Origin of the sequence: Burkholderia sp. Ac-20365 (assembly GCF_017104715.1) — a bacterium.
GTDB lineage: Bacteria > Pseudomonadota > Gammaproteobacteria > Burkholderiales > Burkholderiaceae > Paraburkholderia.
This window is the reverse complement of record NZ_JAAGPI010000002.1, coordinates 381,555-400,151: the sequence shown is the minus strand read 5'-3', so window position 1 is coordinate 400,151 and position 18,597 is coordinate 381,555. Positions and strand designations below refer to the sequence as shown.

Here is an 18,597-nt window from a genome sequence, read left to right as displayed (position 1 = left end):
CGGTTCAGATCAACGAACCCTGCAGTCCTTCGAGCAGTTTGCGCACAGGTGCCGGCACGCCATACGCGTCCAGTTCGTTCAGCGACATCCACACGGTGTCTGCGTCACGCGCGCTCACATGCTTCGAAGAACGATCGAATTCGGCGATGCGCGGCTCGATATCGAGCTTGAAATGCGTGAATACGTGCGTGAGCGGGGCAAGCGGCGATACATCGGCCGATGCGCCGAAGTCTCGTGCGAGTTGCGCGAGCGCGGCTTCATCCGCTGCTTCCGGCAAGCTCCACAAGCCGCCCCAGATACCTGACGGCGGACGCTTTTCGAGCATCACCGAATCGCCGTCGCGCAGCAGCAGCATCCATGTGCGGCGCGTCGGCACGGTCTTTTTCGGGCGAGCCGCGGGCAGTTCGCGTTGACGTCCCGTCACGTTCGCCACGCAATCGACAGCGAACGGGCAACGCACGCAGTCGGGCTTGCCGCGCGCGCACAGCGTCGCGCCGAAGTCCATCAAACCCTGCGTGTAGGCGCTGATGTCGTCGTCCGTTGCGTTCACGGGCAGCAGCGATTCCGCCAGCAGCCACATGCCGTTCTCGACCTTCTTCTCGCCCGGAAAACCTTCTACGCCGAACACGCGCGCCAGCACTCGTTTCACGTTGCCGTCGAGAATCGTCGCGCGCGCGCCGAACGCGAACGATGCAATCGCGGCCGCCGTCGATCGTCCGATACCCGGCAACTCTGCCAGCGCCTCCACGGATTCAGGAAACCGGCCGCCATGCTGTTCGACCACGACCTGCGCGCAGCGATGCAGATTGCGCGCACGCGTGTAGTAGCCGAGCCCGGCCCATAGCGTCATCACGTCATCGGCGGGCGCGGCGGCGAGCGCGGCAACATCCGGAAAACGCGCGAGAAAGCGTGCGTAGTACGGAATCACCGTCAATACCTGCGTCTGCTGCAACATGATTTCGGACAGCCAGATACGGTACGGGTCACGTGTGTTCTGCCACGGCAGGTCGTGCCGGCCGTGTTCGCGCTGCCATGCGATCAGCCGCACAGAGAAATCGGACAGCGCGGGTATCCTGGTAGAAACGCTGGAAGAAGCGCTGGAAGGAACGGCGGAAGAAACAGTCTTGGATGCAGGAACGGACATGAACGGTTCAGCGCTGACAGGTCGGACAGTAATAGGTGGAGCGTTGCCCCTGCACGATCTGTTTGATCGGCGTGCCGCACACGCGGCATGGCAGACCCGCGCGATCATAGACGAAATAGTCGAGCTGGAAATAGCCGCTTTCGCCATTGCTGCCGACGAAATCGCGCAACGTGCTGCCGCCCTTCTCGATCGCAGCGGCGAGCGTGACACGTACGGCGTCCGCAAGCAGATCGTAACGAACGAGTGAAATACGACCGGCGGCCGTGGTCGGACGGATGCCCGCACGAAAAAGGCTTTCAGATGCGTAAATGTTCCCCACGCCGACGACGATATCGCCCGCGAGCAGCGCCTGTTTCACCGATACCTTGCGCCCGCGCGTCTTCCGGTACATCAGCGCGCCCGAGAACGAAGGCGCGAATGGCTCGACGCCGAGATCCGCCAGCAATGGATGATCGAGAATGTCGCCATCGGAGCGCGGGTGCCATAAGACAGCCCCAAAGCGCCGCGGATCGCGGAAGCGCAAAATGAAGTCGTCGAAGATCCAGTCGACGTGATCGTGCTTCGCAGCAGCCGGCGGATGCGGCACATTGCGCAGCACGCGCAGCGTCCCCGTCATGCCGAGATGCACGATGAACCAGCCTTCGTCGATCTCGAACAGCAGGTACTTGCCGCGCCGTTCCACCTTGTGGACCAGCCGGCCGTGCAGCAGGCGCGCGAAGCCAGCCGGAACTGGCCAGCGCAGCGCGGGATTGCGCACTTCGACACGTTCGACACGGCGACCCGCAACATACGGCTCGATTCCGCGACGGGTAACCTCAACTTCTGGCAACTCTGGCATCTCTGACTGGTCTGTAACTTGCGTCCACGGTTATGCGCTTATTGTAGCGAGCGCGTTACAATCGACTGAAACATCGAACGGATCTGTATGAACCTGTCCATCGTTAAGCAGTTTTTCAAGCGCCGGACCGGTGCGAATAGCGTGCCGCACGCTATTTCCGCACGTCGGCTGCTGGGTGTGGCCGCTCTGGCTGTCTGGACGCTCGCCGCATTGCCCGCGCATGCGCAGGATCCGTCGCCCGACGCGGATGACAATTCCGTCTCCGTACAAGACGCTTTCGGCCCCGATTCCGCCGAAGAAAAAGCGAATCTGCCCGACGTTCCGCTCACGAGCCAGATTGTCTTCCAGGTGCTCGCGGCTGAAGTCGCGCTGCAGCGCAATCAGCCGGCGCCAGCGTATCAAACCTATCTCTCGCTTGCCCGCGACACGCACGACCCGCGTATGGCGCAGCGCGCAACGGAAATCGCGCTGGCGGCGCAAAGTCCGTCGGATGCGCTGACGGCGGCGCAATTGTGGCAACAGTATGCGCCGCAATCGGAACGCGCCGCGCAACTCGATGCATCGCTGCTCGTGCTGTCAGGCAAGCCCGACGACGCGAAGCCGATGCTCGCCAAAGAACTCGCGAAGATCCCGCCCGAAAACCGCGGCAACGGCATTCTCGCGCTGCAACTGCTGATTTCGCGCGGCCCGAATCGCATCGGCGGCCTGCATGTGCTGCAGGATCTGGTCGCAAACGACTTGAACCGTCCCGAAGCGCAGTTCGCGATCGCACGTCAGCAGCTCATCTCCGACGACGCGCCCGGCGCGCGCAAGTCGCTCGAACAGGCGCTCAAGCTGAAGCCGGACTATCTGCCCGCCGCGCTGCTGCTGTCGCAGATGGGACCGGAGGAGCGCAAGGAAGGCATCGCATCGGTCGAGAAATACGTGCAGGCGAATCCGAAGTCGCACGAAGCACGGCTCGCGCTCGCGCAGATGTACCTCGCGGCCGATCGCCTCGACGACGCGCAGAAGCAGTTCGAGTACATGCAGAAGGACAACCCGAACGATCTGACGCCGCTGATGGCGCTTGCGCTCATCAAGATCCAGCAGAAGAACCTGCCCGAAGCGCAGAACTATCTGCAGCAATATGCGCAGAAGGCCGAGAAGACACCGGGCGCCGATCCGGGCCAGGCGTACATCTATCTCGCGCAATTGTCGCTGGAACAGAAGGACACGGCGGGCGCGAACCGCTGGCTCGACAAGATTCCCGCGACGAGCACGCAGTACATTCCCGCGCAGATCACGCGCGCGCAACTGCTGCAGCGAGACGGCAAATCCGACGACGCACGCAAGCTGCTGGCAGGCATTCGCACGCAGGATCCGCATGAGCAGGCGCTGATCGCGCGCACGGACGCGGCGATCCTGTTCGACGCGAAGCGTTATCCGGAAGCCGAGGCGCGTCTCGCGCAGGCCACGACCGACTTCCCCGACGATCCCGACCTCACGTACGACTACGCGATGGCTGCGGAAAAGAACGGCCATTTCGACGTGATGGAAACGCAGTTGCGCAAGCTGATGCGCACGCAACCGGATAACGCGCAGGCGTACAACGCGCTCGGCTACTCGCTCGCGGACCGCAACCAGCGTCTGCAGGAAGCGGACAAGCTGGTCGAGAAGGCGCTGGCGCTGTCGCCGAACGATGCATTCATCATGGACAGCGTCGGCTGGGTCAAATACCGGCTCGGCGATACGTCAGACGCCATCCGCGTGCTGCGCAGGGCCTATGACATTCAGCCGAACGCCGAAATCGGCGCGCATCTCGGCGAAGTGCTGTGGAAGAGCGGCGACCAGGATCAGGCCCGCGCTGCTTGGCGCGACGCCCGCAAGCTCGAACCCGACAACGATACGCTCGTCAAAACGCTCAAACGTTTTCAGGTGAACGATCTCTGATGCATTTTTCTTTTCCCGTGTTTTCCCTTCCGGCGCCGCGTCGTGCGGCGCTGGGTCTCGCAGCCGCAGCCATCGTCGCATTGTCGGGTTGTGCGTCTGTCAAGCCGCAAGGTCCTTCCACGTCGAATGCTGCAACCGCCGTCACCGCGCAGACGAGCCGTGCGTATCACGGCCGCTTCGCCGTTCAGTACGTCGACCAGAACGGCCAGCAGCGCAACGCGTATGGCAACTTCGACTGGCAGGAGCGCGGCGACACCGTCACGCTGCAATTGCGCAATCCGCTTGGACAGACCATGGCGATCGTCACGTCGTCGCCTTCGTCCGCTACGCTCGAATTGCCGAACCGCCAGCCGCTGACCGCCGATAACGTCTCGACGCTGATGCAGAACGCGCTCGGTTTCGCATTGCCGGTCGAAGGGCTGCGCTACTGGCTGCAGCCGTCGGTTGCGCCGACATCGAAGGCGACGACCGAGAAAGATCCGCAGCAGGACACGCGTCTGAAGGAAATTCAACAGGACGGCTGGACGATCGACTACATCGCCTATGCCGATGCGCCTGCAACCGGCGTCAAGCGCGTGAACCTCGCGCGCACCGAACCACCGCTCGACATCAAGCTTGTGCTCGACCAGTAACCCGCACGCGCGATTAGCAAAGAATCATGATCGAAACGAACGACTCGCTGCGCGACTGCCTCGCTCCAGCAAAGCTGAACCTCTTCCTGCACATCACTGGCCGTCTGCCGAACGGATATCACGCACTGCAGACGGTGTTCCAGTTGCTCGACTGGGGCGACACGCTGCACTTCACGCGTCGCGACGACGGCGCGATCACGCGCGGCACCGAAATCGCCGATGTTCCCGCCGATACCGACCTCACCGTGCGCGCCGCGAAGCTGCTCAAGGAGCACACGGGTACGAGCCAAGGCGTGGACATCGAAATCGACAAAGTATTGCCGATGGGCGCGGGCCTTGGCGGCGGCAGCTCCGATGCGGCGACAACACTGCTCGCGCTGAACCGTCTCTGGAAGCTCGATCTACCGCGCGCGGAACTGCAGGCGCTCGCACTGAAACTCGGCGCCGATGTGCCTTTTTTTGTTTTTGGAAAAAATGCGTTCGCAGAGGGTGTCGGAGAAGCACTCGAGCATGTACAATTGCCGCCGCGCCACTTTCTGGTGGTGACACCGAGAGTTCATGTTCCAACGTCAGCAATTTTCTCCGAAAAAGAGTTGACAAGAGATACAAAGCCTCTCATAATAACGGACTTTCTTGCACAACAAAGCTGCGACGCAAGATGGCCAGACAGTTTTGGCCAGAATGACATGCAGCAAGTTGTCGTGGGAAAATACGCGGAAGTTGCGCAGGTGCTGAGATGGTTTGATAACATCGCGCCGGCGCGGATGACAGGATCAGGCGCAAGCGTTTTTGCAGCGTTCCATAGTCACGATGAAGCAGTGGCGGCGCAAGCCAAACTGCCAGTCGAATGGAACAGTGCAGTAACGACAAGTCTGGATACGCATCCACTCTTTGCTTTCGCGGCATAAGTTTCGCTTCACTGAATGCCCTACACATTCAGTGAAGCTCAAAGTTAGTGTAGGGGAGTCGCCAAGTTGGTCAAGGCACCGGATTTTGATTCCGGCATGCGAGGGTTCGAGTCCTTCCTCCCCTGCCATAAATTCTCGCAGTTCCTCGCCTCCCACAGCCTGAAGCAGGTGCATGATGAGCAGCCATGACGGCCTGATGGTTTTTACTGGCAACGCAAATCCTGCGCTTGCACAGGAAGTCGTCAAGATCCTCGGTATTCCCCTCGGCAAAGCAATGGTCTCCCGGTTCTCCGATGGTGAGATCCAGGTCGAGATTCAGGAAAACGTACGTGGCAAGGACGTCTTCGTCCTCCAGTCCACCTGCGCGCCGACCAACGACAATCTGATGGAACTGATGATCATGGTCGATGCGCTCAAGCGCGCATCTGCTGGCCGGATCACCGCTGCCATCCCCTACTTCGGCTATGCCCGTCAGGATCGTCGCCCGCGCTCGGCGCGTGTTGCGATCTCGGCGAAGGTCGTGGCGAACATGCTGGAAATCGCTGGCGTCGAGCGGATCATCACGATGGATCTGCACGCTGACCAGATTCAAGGTTTCTTCGACATCCCCGTCGACAACATCTATGCAACGCCCGTGCTGCTCGGCGATCTGCGCAAGCAGAATCACGAGAACCTGCTCGTGGTGTCGCCGGACGTCGGCGGCGTGGTTCGCGCTCGTGCGCTGGCCAAGCAGCTGAACTGCGATCTGGCCATCATCGATAAGCGTCGTCCGAAGGCGAACGTCGCCGAAGTGATGAACATCATCGGTGAAGTCGACGGCCGTACCTGCGTGATCATGGACGACATGGTCGACACCGCCGGCACGCTCTGCAAGGCAGCGCAAGTTCTGAAGGAACGCGGCGCAACCAAGGTGTTCGCGTATGCGACGCACCCGGTTCTGTCGGGCGGCGCGGGTCCGCGTATCGCTGCATCGGCACTCGACGAACTCGTCGTGACCGACACAATCCCGCTCAGCGAAGAAGCCCGCCAGTGCACGAAGATCCGTTCGCTGACGAGCGCCGGTCTGCTGGCCGAAACGTTCTCGCGTATCCGTCGCGGCGACTCGGTGATGTCGCTGTTCGCGGAAAGCTAAAGTATTCGCAAAAGCGCCGCATGATGAATGCGGCGCTTTTGCATTCGGTGTGAACGGACGAAGGTTCATACCGTTTTGTCTGGGGCCTCCATGAAAGGCCCGTTTTACTGCCTGGTCGCGGGCAGATAATGGAGAATCAAATGAAAGTAGTCGCTTTCGAGCGTAATCTGCAAGGTACGGGTGCGAGCCGCCGCCTGCGTAACTCGGGCAAGGCCCCGGGCATCGTGTACGGCGCTGGCGAACCGCAACTGATCGAACTCGATCACAACGCGCTGTGGCACGCACTGAAGAAAGAGGCATTCCACTCGTCGATTCTCGACCTGGAAGTGGCAGGCAAGTCGCAACAGGTTCTGCTGCGCGACGTGCAATACCACCCGTTCCGTCAGCTCATCCTGCACGTGGACTTCCAGCGCGTCGATGCGACGAAGAAGCTGCACACGAAGGTGCCGCTGCACTTCATGAATCAGGAAACCAACCCGGCCGTGAAGACGGGCGGCGCGATCATCTCGCACGTCATCAACGAAATCGAAATCGAATGCCTGCCGGCCGCTCTGCCGGAGTTCATCGAAGTCGACCTCGTGAAGATCGAAGCGGGTCAATCGCTGCACGCAACGGACATCGTTCTGCCGGCTGGCGTCGCACTGGTTGCGCACCTCGTCGCAGAAAACCCGGTGATCGTTTCGGCTCCGGTTCCTGCTGGTGCCCAATCGGAAGAAGCGTCGGCTGAAGGCGAAAAGCCGGCTGCTTAATAAGACCGCTATCCTCTCGATCCGTTTCTATGGAACGGTCGACGTAACCCGCCGCGGTTCGCCCCGGCGGGTTTTTTTTCGTTTTTTTCTGGCTGCGCGGCACACCGCGTGGCTCACTCGAACATGATCAAGCTGATCGTCGGGCTCGGCAATCCGGGCGCCGAATACACTGCGACCCGTCATAACGCCGGCTTCTGGCTGGTCGACCAACTCGCGCGCGAAGCGGGCACGACGTTGCGCGACGAGCGGCGCTTCCATGGCTTCTATGCGAAAGCGCGTCTCTATGGCGAGGAAGTGCATCTGCTCGAGCCGATGACGTATATGAACCGCTCGGGTCAATCGGTCGTCGCGCTCGCGCATTTCTTCAAGATCCTGCCGGATCAGATTCTCGTCGCGCATGACGAACTGGATCTGCCACCTGGCACCGTCAAGCTGAAGCTCGGCGGCGGCAGCGGCGGTCATAATGGGTTGAAGGACATTTCCGCGCATCTGTCGACGCAGCAATACTGGCGCTTGCGTATCGGCATCGGTCATCCGCGTGACCTGATTCCAGAAAGCGCGCGCGCAGGCGCGAAGCCCGACGTCGCGAACTTCGTGCTGAAGCCACCGCGCAAGGAAGAACAGGACGTGATCGATGCATCGATCGAGCGCGCGCTCGCGGTGATGCCGACCGTCGTCAAAGGCGAACTCGAACGCGCGATGATGCAGCTGCATCGCAATCCCTGATTCGCTTCGCGACAGCTAACTGAGGAGCCGAACTTGAGCCGCTACTGGAGCGATATCGTTCATCGGTTGACGCCGTATGTGCCGGGCGAGCAGCCCGCGCTCGCGCATCCCGTGAAGCTCAACACCAACGAGAACCCGTATCCGCCCTCGCCTGCTGTCGTGAGCGCGATCCGCGACGAACTGGGCGAGCACGCCGAGTCGCTGCGCCGATATCCTGATCCGACGGCACGTGTGTTGCGCGAAACGGTTGCCGCGCATCACGGGCTCAAGGCGGATCAGGTGTTTGCGGGCAACGGTTCGGATGAAGTGCTAGCCACCGTGTTTCAGGCGCTTCTGAAGCACGACAAGCCGATTCTGTTTCCGGACATCACATACAGTTTCTATCCGACGTACGCGAAGCTTTACGACGTCGCGTATCGGACGATTCCGCTCGACGACACATTCCAGATTCGTATCGACGACTACGCGCAACCGAACGGCGGCATTCTTTTTCCCAATCCGAATGCGCCGACCGGACATGCACTGCCGCTTTCGGATATCGAGCGAGTCGTCGCATCGAATCCGGATTCAGTGATCATCGTCGATGAAGCGTACGTGGACTTCGGCGCGCACTCTGCGATTTCACTGATCGGCAAGTATCCGAATCTTCTCGTTGTGCATACGACGTCGAAGTCGCGCTCGCTTGCCGGCATGCGCGTGGGTTTCGCATTCGGCGACGCTTCGTTGATCGACGCGCTGAATCGCGTGAAGGACAGCTTCAACTCGTATCCGCTCGACCGTCTCGCGCAAGTGGCCGCGACAGCAGCTTATAAGGACGACGCGTGGTTCCGCGAATGCACGGAGAAGGTCATCGCGAGCCGCGAACGTCTGACGGCGCAACTGACGGCGTTGGGATTCGAAGTCGTGCCGTCGTCGGCGAACTTCGTGTTCGCGCGTCATGAAGGCTACGACGCCGCCGCGCTTGCCGCGCAACTGAAGGAAAAGGAAATCTTCGTGCGGCACTTCAAGCTGCCGCGTGTCGAGCAGCATCTGCGTATCTCGATCGGCACCGATGCCGAATGCGACACGCTGCTGGAAGCGTTGAAGGAAATCCTGGGCGGCTACGTCGGCTGAAGCATCGACGGCAAAAAAGGACGAACTGCGAGACAAACGGCGGGCCCGCCTGAACGATACAAACGACAAACGGGGCCCGCCGCTTCCAGATGAATCAGGCGCTCTTTCCCGCCTGCAATCCGTTGTACTTCTCCATCAACTGTTCCTGCGACTCCAGATGTTCCGGATTGCGCGGAATGCATTCGACGGGACACACCTGCACGCATTGCGGCTCATCGAAATGGCCAACGCATTCAGTGCACTTCTTCGGGTCGATCACATAGATTTCCGGGCCCATCGAAATCGCGTCGTTCGGGCACTCGGGCTCGCACACGTCGCAATTGATGCACTCGTCGGTAATCATCAGGGCCATGCTGTTCTCACTTCATGCCGGCGCGCGTGCTGTGCTTGCCGGCTAACGTTCCGTAATCCGCAATTTTACGCCTGACGGATAGACCACGCTAAGCGTCCGGTTATCGGGCGCGACCACGCAGTCACGCCGTCAGGCGCATCCGGATCACGGCTTGGCAGCGCGCGCCGCCTCGTTCGCGGCGACCTTGTCCTGCAGCCGCTTTTCGACCGACGGAAACACGAACTTGCTCACGTCGCCGCCCAGTTGCGCGATTTCTCGGACGATCGTGCCCGAAATGAACTGATATTGATCAGACGGCGTCATGAACATCGTCTCGACGTCGGGCAACAGATACCGGTTCATGCCCGCCATCTGAAACTCGTACTCGAAATCCGACACGGCGCGCAGCCCGCGCACGATCACCCGCGCGTTGTTGATGCGGACGAAATCCTTCAATAGCCCCTTGAAGCTCATCACCTGCACGTTCGGATAGTGGCCGAGGACTTCGTTTGCAATCTCGAGCCGCTCTTCGAGCGTAAAGAAGGGCCGCTTGTTGCGGCTATCCGCCACGCCGACTACCAGCGTGTCGAAAATGCTCGATGCGCGACGCACGAGGTCTTCGTGACCACGCGTCAGCGGATCGAACGTACCCGGATACACGGCGACAACCATGGGATTTCTCCTCTCTACAGACTAGCAGGCGTGCCGGAACACGCCCTGCAGGACTTCGTCTCGCGACGACACCGCGCACGTAACGGCAAGCCGCCCGGCGCTTGTTATGGAACGCGCATTATTCCTCATTTTCGCGCTGCAGCAAATGATAGTGGACCGCGCCCGCCTTATCCTGCCGGACCACTTGCCAGCCTTCGAGCGCCGCGTGTTCCGCGGCTTCGAGCGATTCGCCGGATTCGACGTACAGGAAGCCGTCCGCGCTGACCAACGGCGCGGCGAGTTCGAGCGAGCGGCCGAGCAGATCTTCGCCAAACGGCGGATCGAGGAACACGACGTCGAACGATCCGGGCGCGAGGCTCGCCGCGAGGCGCAACGCGTCGGCTTCGGCGATTTCGATCGCGCCCGCCGCCAGCTTGGCCTGGTTCGCGCGCAGCTGCGAGGCCGCGCGCGCATTGCGCTCGACCATCAGCACGCGCGCCGCGCCGCGCGATGCCGCTTCGAAGCCGAGCGCGCCGCTGCCGGCAAAGAGATCGAGGCAGCGCTGGCCGTCGAGCCGCTGGCCGAGCCAGTTGAATAGCGTCTCGCGAACGCGGTCGGGTGTCGGCCTCAGGCCGTCGATATCGATCACTGGCAACGGCGTGCGTTTCCAGTCGCCGCCGATGATGCGGATGGTATGCGCCGGGCCACGGCCAGAAGGCGCGCTCTTTGGGCGCGAGGGAGAAGTACGGGACATGCGGTTCGTCTGATAAGCAAGCGCCCGCCGATCGTCGATCAGCCTGTCGATTTGCGGGCCGGAGCGCCAACGTTACCACACGCGCGCAGCCGCTCCCGTCGAAGTTCACTGGCGAGGTGCACGCCTGCCGGCGTTCACGACGCCGCCTGACGCGCCTGATAAAATGTGCGGCTTCCAGCGCCTCGAATGCCTCGCTGCGCAACGCGCCCGCCGCCGAGTCGCTGATCGCCGGACCGAAAGCAGAAATTCGGCGCAATCTCACTCCAGCTCAGACCATGTTCAGCTTTTTCAAACGATTCAAGGGTTCCAAGGCCGACGACACGCCTGAAGCGCCGCAAGCCGATTCCAGCGCCGATGTCGACACGCGGGACATGCCTGAGCCGGAAGCGCCCGCCGTCGCCCGCTCGCAAGCGGCCCCGGACTCGGCCGACGCGCCCGAATTCGATCCCAACTACGTCCCCAGCGCCGCCGATTTCGAAGACGCGGACGACACGGACGACGAAGCCGCTGAAATTGTCCCACCGCCCGTGCCCGAAGCCGCCGCCAGGCGCTCGTGGCTCACCCGCCTACGCAGCGGGCTGTCGAAAACGAGTTCCAGCATTACGGGCATTTTCGTCGGCACGAAGATCGACGAAGACCTGTATGAAGAACTCGAAACGGCGCTGCTGATGTCGGACGCGGGCGTCGATGCAACCGAGTTCCTGCTCGAAGCGTTGCGTGAAAAGGTGCGCGCCGATCGCCTCACCGATCCGCAACAGGTCAAGGACGCGCTGCGTACGCTGTTGATCGATCTGCTGAAGCCGCTTGAGAAATCGCTCACGCTCGGCCATTACCATCCGACCGTGATGATGATCGCGGGCGTCAACGGTGCGGGCAAGACGACCAGCATCGGCAAGCTCGCGAAGCATATGCAGCGCTTCAACCAGTCGGTGCTGCTCGCGGCGGGCGACACGTTCCGCGCGGCCGCGCGCGAACAGCTCGCGATCTGGGGCGAGCGCAACAACGTGACGGTCGTGCAGCAGGAAAGCGGCGACCCGGCTGCGGTGATTTTCGACGCCGTCGGCGCAGCGCGTGCCCGCAAGATCAACGTGGTGATGGCCGACACGGCCGGCCGCCTGCCGACACAGCTTCACCTGATGGAAGAGCTGCGCAAGGTGAAGCGCGTAGTCGGCAAGGCGATGGACGGCGCGCCGCATGAAGTGCTGCTCGTCATCGACGCCAACACGGGTCAGAACGCACTCGCGCAAGTAAAGGCATTTGATGACGCGCTCGGTTTGACCGGCCTGATCGTGACGAAACTCGATGGCACGGCGAAGGGCGGCATTCTGGCGGCGATTGCGCGGCAACGGCCTGTGCCTGTGTACTTCATCGGCGTGGGCGAAAAGGTCGAAGATCTTCAACCGTTCAGCGCTGAAGAGTTTTCGGATGCGTTGCTCGGCTGATACCGTCGCCTTCGTCTGAAGCTGGCAAGGTCGAAATAAAAAGGGCGTCATGCAATCGCATGACGCCCTTTTTCATTGCGCCCGCCGTCCGGTTATTCAGCGTCGGGTTGCACGCCCGGTTCCGCGCGCGCAAACGCATCGAGCGAATTTGCGTAATCGCAGATGCGCCGGATGGTCGGATACGGCGTCATATCCACATTGAATCTGTTCGCGTTGAACACCTGCGGCACGAGGCAGATGTCAGCGACCGTGGGCGTGTCGCCGAAGCACAGCTTGCCCGCGCGCCCGTCCGCGACCAGATACGCTTCAAGCGCGGCAAATCCCGAGCTGATCCAGTGCTGGTACCACGCGTCTTTTACCTCGTCGTTCACGCCTACCGTGCGCTTCAGATACTTCAGCACACGCAGGTTGTTCAACGGATGAATCTCGCACGCAAGCTGCTGCACGAGCGAGCGGACATACGCGCGATCGGCCGGAGTCGACGGCAGCAGCGGCGGTTCGGGATGCGTTTCGTCCAGATACTCGATGATCGCAAGCGACTGCGTGATCACGTGCTCGCCGTCCACCAGCGTAGGAACGACGGCATCGTGATTCAGCTGACGATATTCGGGCTTGAACTGCTCGCCGCCATCACGCAGCAGATGAACGGGCAGGTACTCGTACGGCAGGTTCTTCAGGTTCAGCGCGACACGCACGCGATACGACGCCGAACTGCGAAAGTAACTGTACAGCTTCATTGTGTTGTTCTCCCCCTGACTGGCGCCGCCTGCTTCAGACGACGCGCACGCTGAATTCGCCGATGCCGTCCACGCCGCCCTTCATCAGATCGCCCTTGACGATCGCGCCAACACCTTCCGGCGTGCCCGTGAAAATCAGGTCGCCCGGCTGCAGTTCAAAGAAGCTCGACAGGTACTCGATGGTTTCAGCCACCGACCAGATCAGCTGCGACACATCCGAGCGCTGCTTTTCTTCGCCGTTGACGGTCAGCCAGATCGCGCCCTTGCCGATGTGACCGACTTTCGACGCGGGATGAATCGGACCGAGCGGCGCCGAATGATCGAAGCCCTTCGCCGTGTCCCACGGACGGCCCAGCTTCTTCGCTTCCGCCTGCAGATCGCGGCGCGTCATGTCGAGACCGAGCGCGTAACCGTAGACGTGATCGAGCGCCTTGTCGGCGGGAATGTTCTTGCCTGCCTTGCCGATGGCCGCGACAAGTTCCATCTCGTAGTGCACGTTCTTCGACTGCACCGGATAAGGAAATTCGCCCGTGGCGCCGGGCGCGACATACAGAACCGCGTCGGCAGGTTTCGCGAAGAAGAACGGCGGTTCGCGGTCGGGATCATGGCCCATCTCGCGCGCATGCGCCTCGTAATTGCGGCCGACGCAGTAAATACGGCGCACCGCGAATTGATCATCCGATCCGACGACTGGCACTGCCGTCACCGGCGCTGGCGCAAACACGTAACCCATTCCGTTCTCCGTCTTCTATTGAGCCGCCATGATGCGGCGAAGCATTGAGTGTAACGCGACGCCGTTTCGCGCGTAGTCTGGCCAAACGGCCAGGTGGCGCAAGCTGAAGCCGTCCCGTAAGGTCCATCGCAGCACGTAAATTTGCTCGCACGATGCACTCGCATTCAGCATGCGATACTCGAAAGGAAACAGGCGCGTCGCACCGACGCTCGCCGTCCCCCGATTACCGATTTGCCCGATGACCGATCTCACCGACACCACTCCCTTCCCTTGCGCCCGATTCATCAAGGAAATCGGCCGCGGGCCGAATGGCGCGCGCGCGCTCACGCCGGAGGACACGCACGCGCTCTATGCCGCGATGCTCGACGGCCGCGTTTCCGACCTGGAGCTGGGCGCGATCCTGCTCGCGTATCGCGTGAAAGGCGAATCCGCCGACGAGCTGGCGGCGATGCTTGCAGCCGCCCACGCGTCGTTCGAGCCGGTGAATGTGAAGCACGGCGCGTATCAGGCCGTGTCGATTCCGAGCTACAACGGCGCGCGCAAGCAGCCGAACCTCGTGCCGCTGCTGGCGCTGCTGCTCGCGCGCGAAGGCGTGCCCGTGCTGGTGCACGGCGTGACGGAAGATCCGGGCCGGGTGACGAGCGCGGAGATTTTTGCGCTTCTGAATGTCGCGCCCGCGCAAACGCACGCGGATATCGAAACGGGTCTGGCTGACCAGCGGGTCGCGTTCGCGCCGATCGGAACGCTCGCGCCGAAGGTCGCGCGGCTGCTGTCGTTGCGCCGTCGGATGGGCGTGCGCAACTCCACGCACACGCTCGTGAAAATCCTCCAGCCGTTCGCGCCGGCCGGTCTGCGGCTCGTCAACTACACGCATCCGCCGTATCGCGAGAGCCTCACGAAACTGTTCGTCTCGCATCCCGATGCCGCCGTCGGCGGCGCGTTGCTCGCGCGCGGCACGGAAGGCGAGGCGGTAGCGGACACGCGCCGCCAGGTGCAGATCGACTGGCTGCATGACGGCATCTGCGAGACGCGCGTCGCCGCCGAGCGTTCGTCGCCGGATGCGCCGGAAGTCGACCTGCCCGAAGGGCGCGATGCGCCGACCACGGCCGCATGGATCGACGCCGTTTTGCGCGGCGAAGCACCCGTGCCGGCCGCGATCACGCGTCAGGTCGAACTGATCGTCGAGATCGCGCAGAAGGCCGCCTGACAAGGCCTGGCGGCCACCGCGCGGAGCGCCGCCGACGCCAAAAGGAACGTATCGAAGCAAATCGCGGGTTGACAGGCTCACGTCGCCTCGCTTATCTTGTAAAGATGCGTTCCATTCCGAACACCCTCCGAATTACCCTCGGCCGCCTAGCGCGGCCCCTATCGCTACGTCTAGCGTAAGCAAGACGTAGCGCCGCGCGCAGTCGCCACAGCGACTTGCGGCGGTCCTCCAGAGCAGTTCCTGTTTCACCCCAGTCCGTAGTTCCTTCAAAACCTGTAGTCGTCCGTATTCGTCCGTTTATCGCGCGGACGGATCGCGAGGGTCAAATGCACGTTGCATGGGCTTCCGTCTCAGTCGTCGCCTTCGTCATCGTTCCGATGACATTGTTCGTTCGCGCCCGTTCGTTGCTCCCGCTAGCGCCCGGCTCGCGGGACGTGCATCTGTGGCAGCCCGCCAGCCGCTCGACGCCACACCACCCAGCACACGACTAGACGAATCGAACGAGGCCTTACCATGATGCGCAACCCTGCCGAGAAGTACCGTCCCTTCCCCGCCGTCCGTTTGACCGGCCGCAAGTGGCCCACGCGCACGATCGAGCACGCACCGATCTGGATGAGCACCGACTTGCGCGACGGGAACCAGTCGCTGATCGAGCCGATGAGCATCGCGCAGAAGACTGAGTTCTTCGAGATGCTCGTGGCGATCGGTTTCAAGGAGATCGAAGTCGGTTTTCCGTCGGCGTCGCAAACCGACTTCGATTTCGTGCGCAAGCTGATCGACGAAAAGCGCATTCCCGACGACGTGACCATCGAAGTGCTCGTGCAGTCGCGTGAAGACCTGATTGCGCGCACGTTCGAGGCGCTCGACGGCGTGCCGCGCGCGATCGTTCACCTTTACAACGCGATCGCGCCGTCGTTCCGCAAGATCGTGTTCGGGTTGTCGCAGGAAGAAGTGAAGGCGCTCGCCGTCGAAGGTACGCGCATGATTCGCGAACACGCCGACGCACGTCCGCATACGCACTGGACCTACCAGTATTCGCCCGAAACCTTCAGCATGACCGAGTTGCCGTTCGCGCGCGAAGTCTGCGACGCCGTCGCGCAGACCTGGCGCCCGACGCGCGATCACAAGATGATCGTGAACCTGCCCGCCACCGTCGAAGCCGCGACGCCGAACGTGTACGCCGACCAGATCGAGTGGATGGACCGCAATCTCGGCTATCGCGACAGCATCGTGTTGTCGGTGCATCCGCATAACGACCGCGGCACGGCCGTCGCCGCCGCTGAACTCGCGTTGATGGCGGGCGCGGACCGTATCGAAGGCTGTTTGTTCGGCAACGGCGAGCGCACGGGTAACGTCGATATCGTGACGCTCGCAATGAACCTCTACACGCAGGGCATCGACCCCGGCCTCGACTTTTCGGATATCGACGCGGTGCGCCGCCTGGTCGAGCGCTGCAACCAGATTCCCGTGCATCCGCGCCATCCGTATGCCGGCGATCTTGTCTTCACGGCGTTCTCCGGCTCGCACCAGGACGCGATCCGCAAGGGTTTCGCACAGCAGAAGCCCGACGCCGTCTGGGAAGTGCCGTATCTCCCCATCGATCCCGCCGACGTCGGCCGCAGCTATGACGCGGTGATCCGCGTGAACAGCCAGTCTGGCAAGGGCGGCGCGACGTATCTGCTCGAACGCGGCATGGGCTTCGCACCGCCGCGCCGCGTGCAGATCGAGTTCAGCCACGCGGTGCAGTCGGTGGCCGACCAGTCGGGCGAGGAAGTCACGGGCGACGCGATCTGCTCGCTGTTTGCCCGCGAATACTTCGAAACGGAAGGCCCGGCGCAGCGCGTGAACGGCTCGACGGTGCGCTGGAACAAGCGCGAAGTCAGCGTGCCCGCGACGGCGGCCGCGAGCATCGACGGTCACGAGGCCTATGCGAAGGCGGTCGCGCGGGAAATGTCGGCGGCGTCGAGCGCTGCCATCGAAATCACGTCGTTCGAAACGGCGCGCACCACGGACGGCCGCACGGCCGTATTCGTCGCCTGCCGCGTGGGCGAGCAGCCGATGCGGCATGGCGTAGGCGTCGCGGATGACGAAATGACAGCCGTCGTCGATGCGGTAGTCAGCGGCGTCAACCGCGCGGGCTGGGCGGCCGCCGAGCGGCGTGTCGCGGCGTAACGTGACATAGCGCTACGTAGCACCGAGGTAACGCAGAAACGCAAACGCCGGCGATTCAACCATCGCCGGCGCGCACGGACCGCTCAGAAGGCGATCCGTCCGACAAGGAGTGATAGCGCGATCCGCGTCACTCGATTGCGCAACGCGTCGCCTGCCATGCGATCAGCCGCCACTTGCCGCCTTCCTGCGCCTGAATCGCCATGTAGGCAATCGGAAAAAGCAGCGCGCCGTTGTTCGCTTCCATCTCGATCAGCGCGCGCCCGCTCACCACGCAAGTCTCGCTGCCGACGGGCAGCACATCCTGCGACTGCACCTCGATCTGGCGATAGCGGCGGCGGCCCGCCGTAATGGCGTCGATGAACTGCTGCTTCGACTCGCGCTTGCCGTTCGTGTGGACGTAAATGACGTTGTCCGACAGCAGCGCGTCGAGCTGCTGGCCGTTTCCTTCCACCATCGCGCGAAAGCGATCGCGCTCGAGCCCGCGAATCGCTTCGATCACTTTTGCCGCCATCGCGTTCGCCCCCAATGACGCTCGCGCCGGCAACGGCAGCGGTCGTCAGAAGTTGTACTGCACGTAAATCTGGTGGAAATTTATACCAGGATTCGGCTCTTTGATACTCGCGTTGGAAACGTGCTGAAAGCGGTAGCCGAACTGATACTGCTGATGGCCGCCAAATTGCGCGCCGACGCCCACCATGTCGGCGAACTGGAACGAGGAACTGAGCGTGTAATCCGACGAAATACGCGGGTGGGTAAGGAGCCGCACGCCGACGCCCGCTTCGACGAACGGGCGGATCGCGCCCGAACCCTTGATGAAGCGCACGATCGGCGTGACGCCGAATTCGCCGATGTTGTCGTGAACGTTACCTTCGTCCGTGTGCCACCACGCGGCGTGCGCTTCGCCGATCAGCGCGAAATGCCAGTCGCCGATTTCCCACCAGGTCAGATTGGGGTCCCAGACAAAGCCGAGATCGAGTTTTTTCACGTGGTGATCGGCGAGCCCGCCGCCGATCTGAATACCGAACTGGTCCGCCGAGGCCAAACCGGACACGACTAACAGCGCCGCAGCCACGGCACATTTAAGTGCCAGATTAGACGAAACCTTGTTCTTCTTTTCCATCGTGCGTCCACCAGATGCGGGGTTGGGCGAGGAATGTCGCGCACTGACATTTTAGAGATAGAAGCAAGTATCGGACCCCTTTAAGAACAACTGAAAAGGCGCAAATGACTGCTTCTATTTCCGAAAAAATCTTACCGACGATTGCAAAATCATGCCGGAGCGGAAGAATCCTAAGCGTTCGGTGGCAAACCCGCAGATGAGGTACGATGCTATTAAGCGTGCATTTTCGATAGCACACGGGAACTTGGATGGCCCTACGCCTTCTAAGTATTAGCACTC

At 62.0% G+C, this 18,597-nt stretch carries 19 protein-coding genes and 1 tRNA gene; 11 read left to right on the top strand and 9 right to left on the bottom strand.

The window, feature by feature from the left end; translation table 11 throughout:
* Positions 1 to 4: 4 nt before the first annotated feature.
* Both mutY and mutM read right to left on the bottom strand, forming a co-directional pair.
* Positions 5 to 1,144, bottom strand: coding sequence for an A/G-specific adenine glycosylase (gene mutY / locus G3O01_RS05140; RefSeq protein WP_241023663.1), 1,140 nt, complete (start codon positions 1,142 to 1,144; stop codon positions 5 to 7).
* Between the two features lie 7 nt (positions 1,145 to 1,151).
* The gene (gene mutM, locus G3O01_RS05135) at positions 1,152 to 1,982 is read right to left on the bottom strand and encodes a bifunctional DNA-formamidopyrimidine glycosylase/DNA-(apurinic or apyrimidinic site) lyase (RefSeq protein WP_205803445.1); all 831 of its coding nucleotides are present in this window, start codon (positions 1,980 to 1,982) and stop codon (positions 1,152 to 1,154) included.
* 87 nt (positions 1,983 to 2,069) lie between these two features.
* Here mutM and G3O01_RS05130 point away from each other — a divergent pair, with 87 nt between their 5' ends.
* From G3O01_RS05130 to hisC, 8 genes are all read left to right on the top strand, one after another.
* Positions 2,070 to 3,911, top strand: a complete 1,842-nt coding sequence (locus G3O01_RS05130) for a tetratricopeptide repeat protein (protein ID WP_205803444.1) — start codon at positions 2,070 to 2,072, stop codon at positions 3,909 to 3,911.
* On the top strand, positions 3,911 to 4,543 hold the full coding sequence (lolB, locus tag G3O01_RS05125; protein WP_205803443.1) for a lipoprotein insertase outer membrane protein LolB: 633 nt from the start codon (positions 3,911 to 3,913) through the stop codon (positions 4,541 to 4,543). Before G3O01_RS05130 ends, lolB begins: the two co-directional genes overlap by 1 nt.
* A 26-nt stretch (positions 4,544 to 4,569) precedes the next feature.
* Positions 4,570 to 5,451, top strand: coding sequence for a 4-(cytidine 5'-diphospho)-2-C-methyl-D-erythritol kinase (ispE, locus tag G3O01_RS05120; protein ID WP_205803442.1), 882 nt, complete (start codon positions 4,570 to 4,572; stop codon positions 5,449 to 5,451).
* A gap of 51 nt (positions 5,452 to 5,502) precedes the next feature.
* Positions 5,503 to 5,579: transfer RNA gene (locus G3O01_RS05115), tRNA-Gln, on the top strand.
* A gap of 47 nt (positions 5,580 to 5,626) precedes the next feature.
* Entirely contained in the window at positions 5,627 to 6,583 is a 957-nt protein-coding gene (locus G3O01_RS05110) for a ribose-phosphate pyrophosphokinase (protein ID WP_205803711.1), read from the top strand.
* 140 nt (positions 6,584 to 6,723) lie between these two features.
* A complete protein-coding gene (locus G3O01_RS05105) occupies positions 6,724 to 7,332 on the top strand; it encodes a 50S ribosomal protein L25/general stress protein Ctc (RefSeq protein ID WP_205803441.1) in 609 nt (202 codons plus the stop codon).
* A 123-nt stretch (positions 7,333 to 7,455) separates the two neighbouring features.
* Positions 7,456 to 8,058 carry an aminoacyl-tRNA hydrolase gene (gene pth, locus G3O01_RS05100; protein WP_205803710.1) on the top strand — a complete coding sequence of 201 codons (603 nt, stop codon included), beginning with the start codon at positions 7,456 to 7,458 and terminating at the stop codon, positions 8,056 to 8,058.
* A gap of 33 nt (positions 8,059 to 8,091) precedes the next feature.
* Positions 8,092 to 9,171: a histidinol-phosphate transaminase gene (gene hisC, locus G3O01_RS05095; protein ID WP_205803440.1), complete on the top strand. Its 1,080-nt coding sequence runs from the start codon at positions 8,092 to 8,094 to the stop codon at positions 9,169 to 9,171.
* Positions 9,172 to 9,265: 94 nt separating this feature from the next.
* Here hisC and G3O01_RS05090 read toward each other — a convergent pair whose 3' ends face one another.
* The 3 genes from G3O01_RS05090 to rsmD form a co-directional block, all read right to left on the bottom strand.
* Entirely contained in the window at positions 9,266 to 9,523 is a 258-nt protein-coding gene (locus tag G3O01_RS05090) for a YfhL family 4Fe-4S dicluster ferredoxin (protein WP_205803439.1), read from the bottom strand.
* A gap of 144 nt (positions 9,524 to 9,667) precedes the next feature.
* The gene (coaD, locus tag G3O01_RS05085; protein ID WP_205803438.1) at positions 9,668 to 10,174 is read right to left on the bottom strand and encodes a pantetheine-phosphate adenylyltransferase; all 507 of its coding nucleotides are present in this window, start codon (positions 10,172 to 10,174) and stop codon (positions 9,668 to 9,670) included.
* 118 nt (positions 10,175 to 10,292) lie between these two features.
* Positions 10,293 to 10,907 (bottom strand): 16S rRNA (guanine(966)-N(2))-methyltransferase RsmD, encoded by a 615-nt coding sequence (gene rsmD / locus G3O01_RS05080; protein ID WP_205803437.1) that lies wholly within the window; start codon positions 10,905 to 10,907, stop codon positions 10,293 to 10,295.
* A 275-nt stretch (positions 10,908 to 11,182) separates the two neighbouring features.
* Between rsmD and ftsY the strand changes: the two genes are divergently transcribed.
* Positions 11,183 to 12,349, top strand: a complete 1,167-nt coding sequence (ftsY, locus tag G3O01_RS05075; RefSeq protein WP_205803436.1) for a signal recognition particle-docking protein FtsY — start codon at positions 11,183 to 11,185, stop codon at positions 12,347 to 12,349.
* A 92-nt stretch (positions 12,350 to 12,441) separates the two neighbouring features.
* Here the strand turns inward: ftsY and maiA are convergent, their stop codons facing one another.
* Together maiA and G3O01_RS05065 are read right to left on the bottom strand one after the other, a co-directional pair.
* Positions 12,442 to 13,086 (bottom strand): maleylacetoacetate isomerase, encoded by a 645-nt coding sequence (gene maiA / locus G3O01_RS05070; RefSeq protein WP_205803435.1) that lies wholly within the window; start codon positions 13,084 to 13,086, stop codon positions 12,442 to 12,444.
* A gap of 34 nt (positions 13,087 to 13,120) precedes the next feature.
* Positions 13,121 to 13,819, bottom strand: coding sequence for a fumarylacetoacetate hydrolase family protein (locus G3O01_RS05065; protein WP_205803434.1), 699 nt, complete (start codon positions 13,817 to 13,819; stop codon positions 13,121 to 13,123).
* A 238-nt stretch (positions 13,820 to 14,057) separates the two neighbouring features.
* On the opposite strand from G3O01_RS05065, the gene ybiB reads away from it, so the two are divergent.
* The gene (gene ybiB / locus G3O01_RS05060; protein WP_205803433.1) at positions 14,058 to 15,026 is read left to right on the top strand and encodes a DNA-binding protein YbiB; all 969 of its coding nucleotides are present in this window, start codon (positions 14,058 to 14,060) and stop codon (positions 15,024 to 15,026) included.
* Between the two features lie 513 nt (positions 15,027 to 15,539).
* Entirely contained in the window at positions 15,540 to 17,198 is a 1,659-nt protein-coding gene (gene leuA, locus G3O01_RS05055) for a 2-isopropylmalate synthase (RefSeq protein ID WP_205803432.1), read from the top strand.
* A 127-nt stretch (positions 17,199 to 17,325) separates the two neighbouring features.
* On the opposite strand, the gene G3O01_RS05050 is transcribed toward leuA, so the two are convergent.
* Both G3O01_RS05050 and G3O01_RS05045 read right to left on the bottom strand, forming a co-directional pair.
* Positions 17,326 to 17,709, bottom strand: coding sequence for a nuclear transport factor 2 family protein (locus G3O01_RS05050; protein WP_205803431.1), 384 nt, complete (start codon positions 17,707 to 17,709; stop codon positions 17,326 to 17,328).
* Between the two features lie 45 nt (positions 17,710 to 17,754).
* Positions 17,755 to 18,318 carry an acyloxyacyl hydrolase gene (locus G3O01_RS05045; protein ID WP_205803430.1) on the bottom strand — a complete coding sequence of 188 codons (564 nt, stop codon included), beginning with the start codon at positions 18,316 to 18,318 and terminating at the stop codon, positions 17,755 to 17,757.
* Between the last annotated feature and the right edge of the window lie 279 nt (positions 18,319 to 18,597).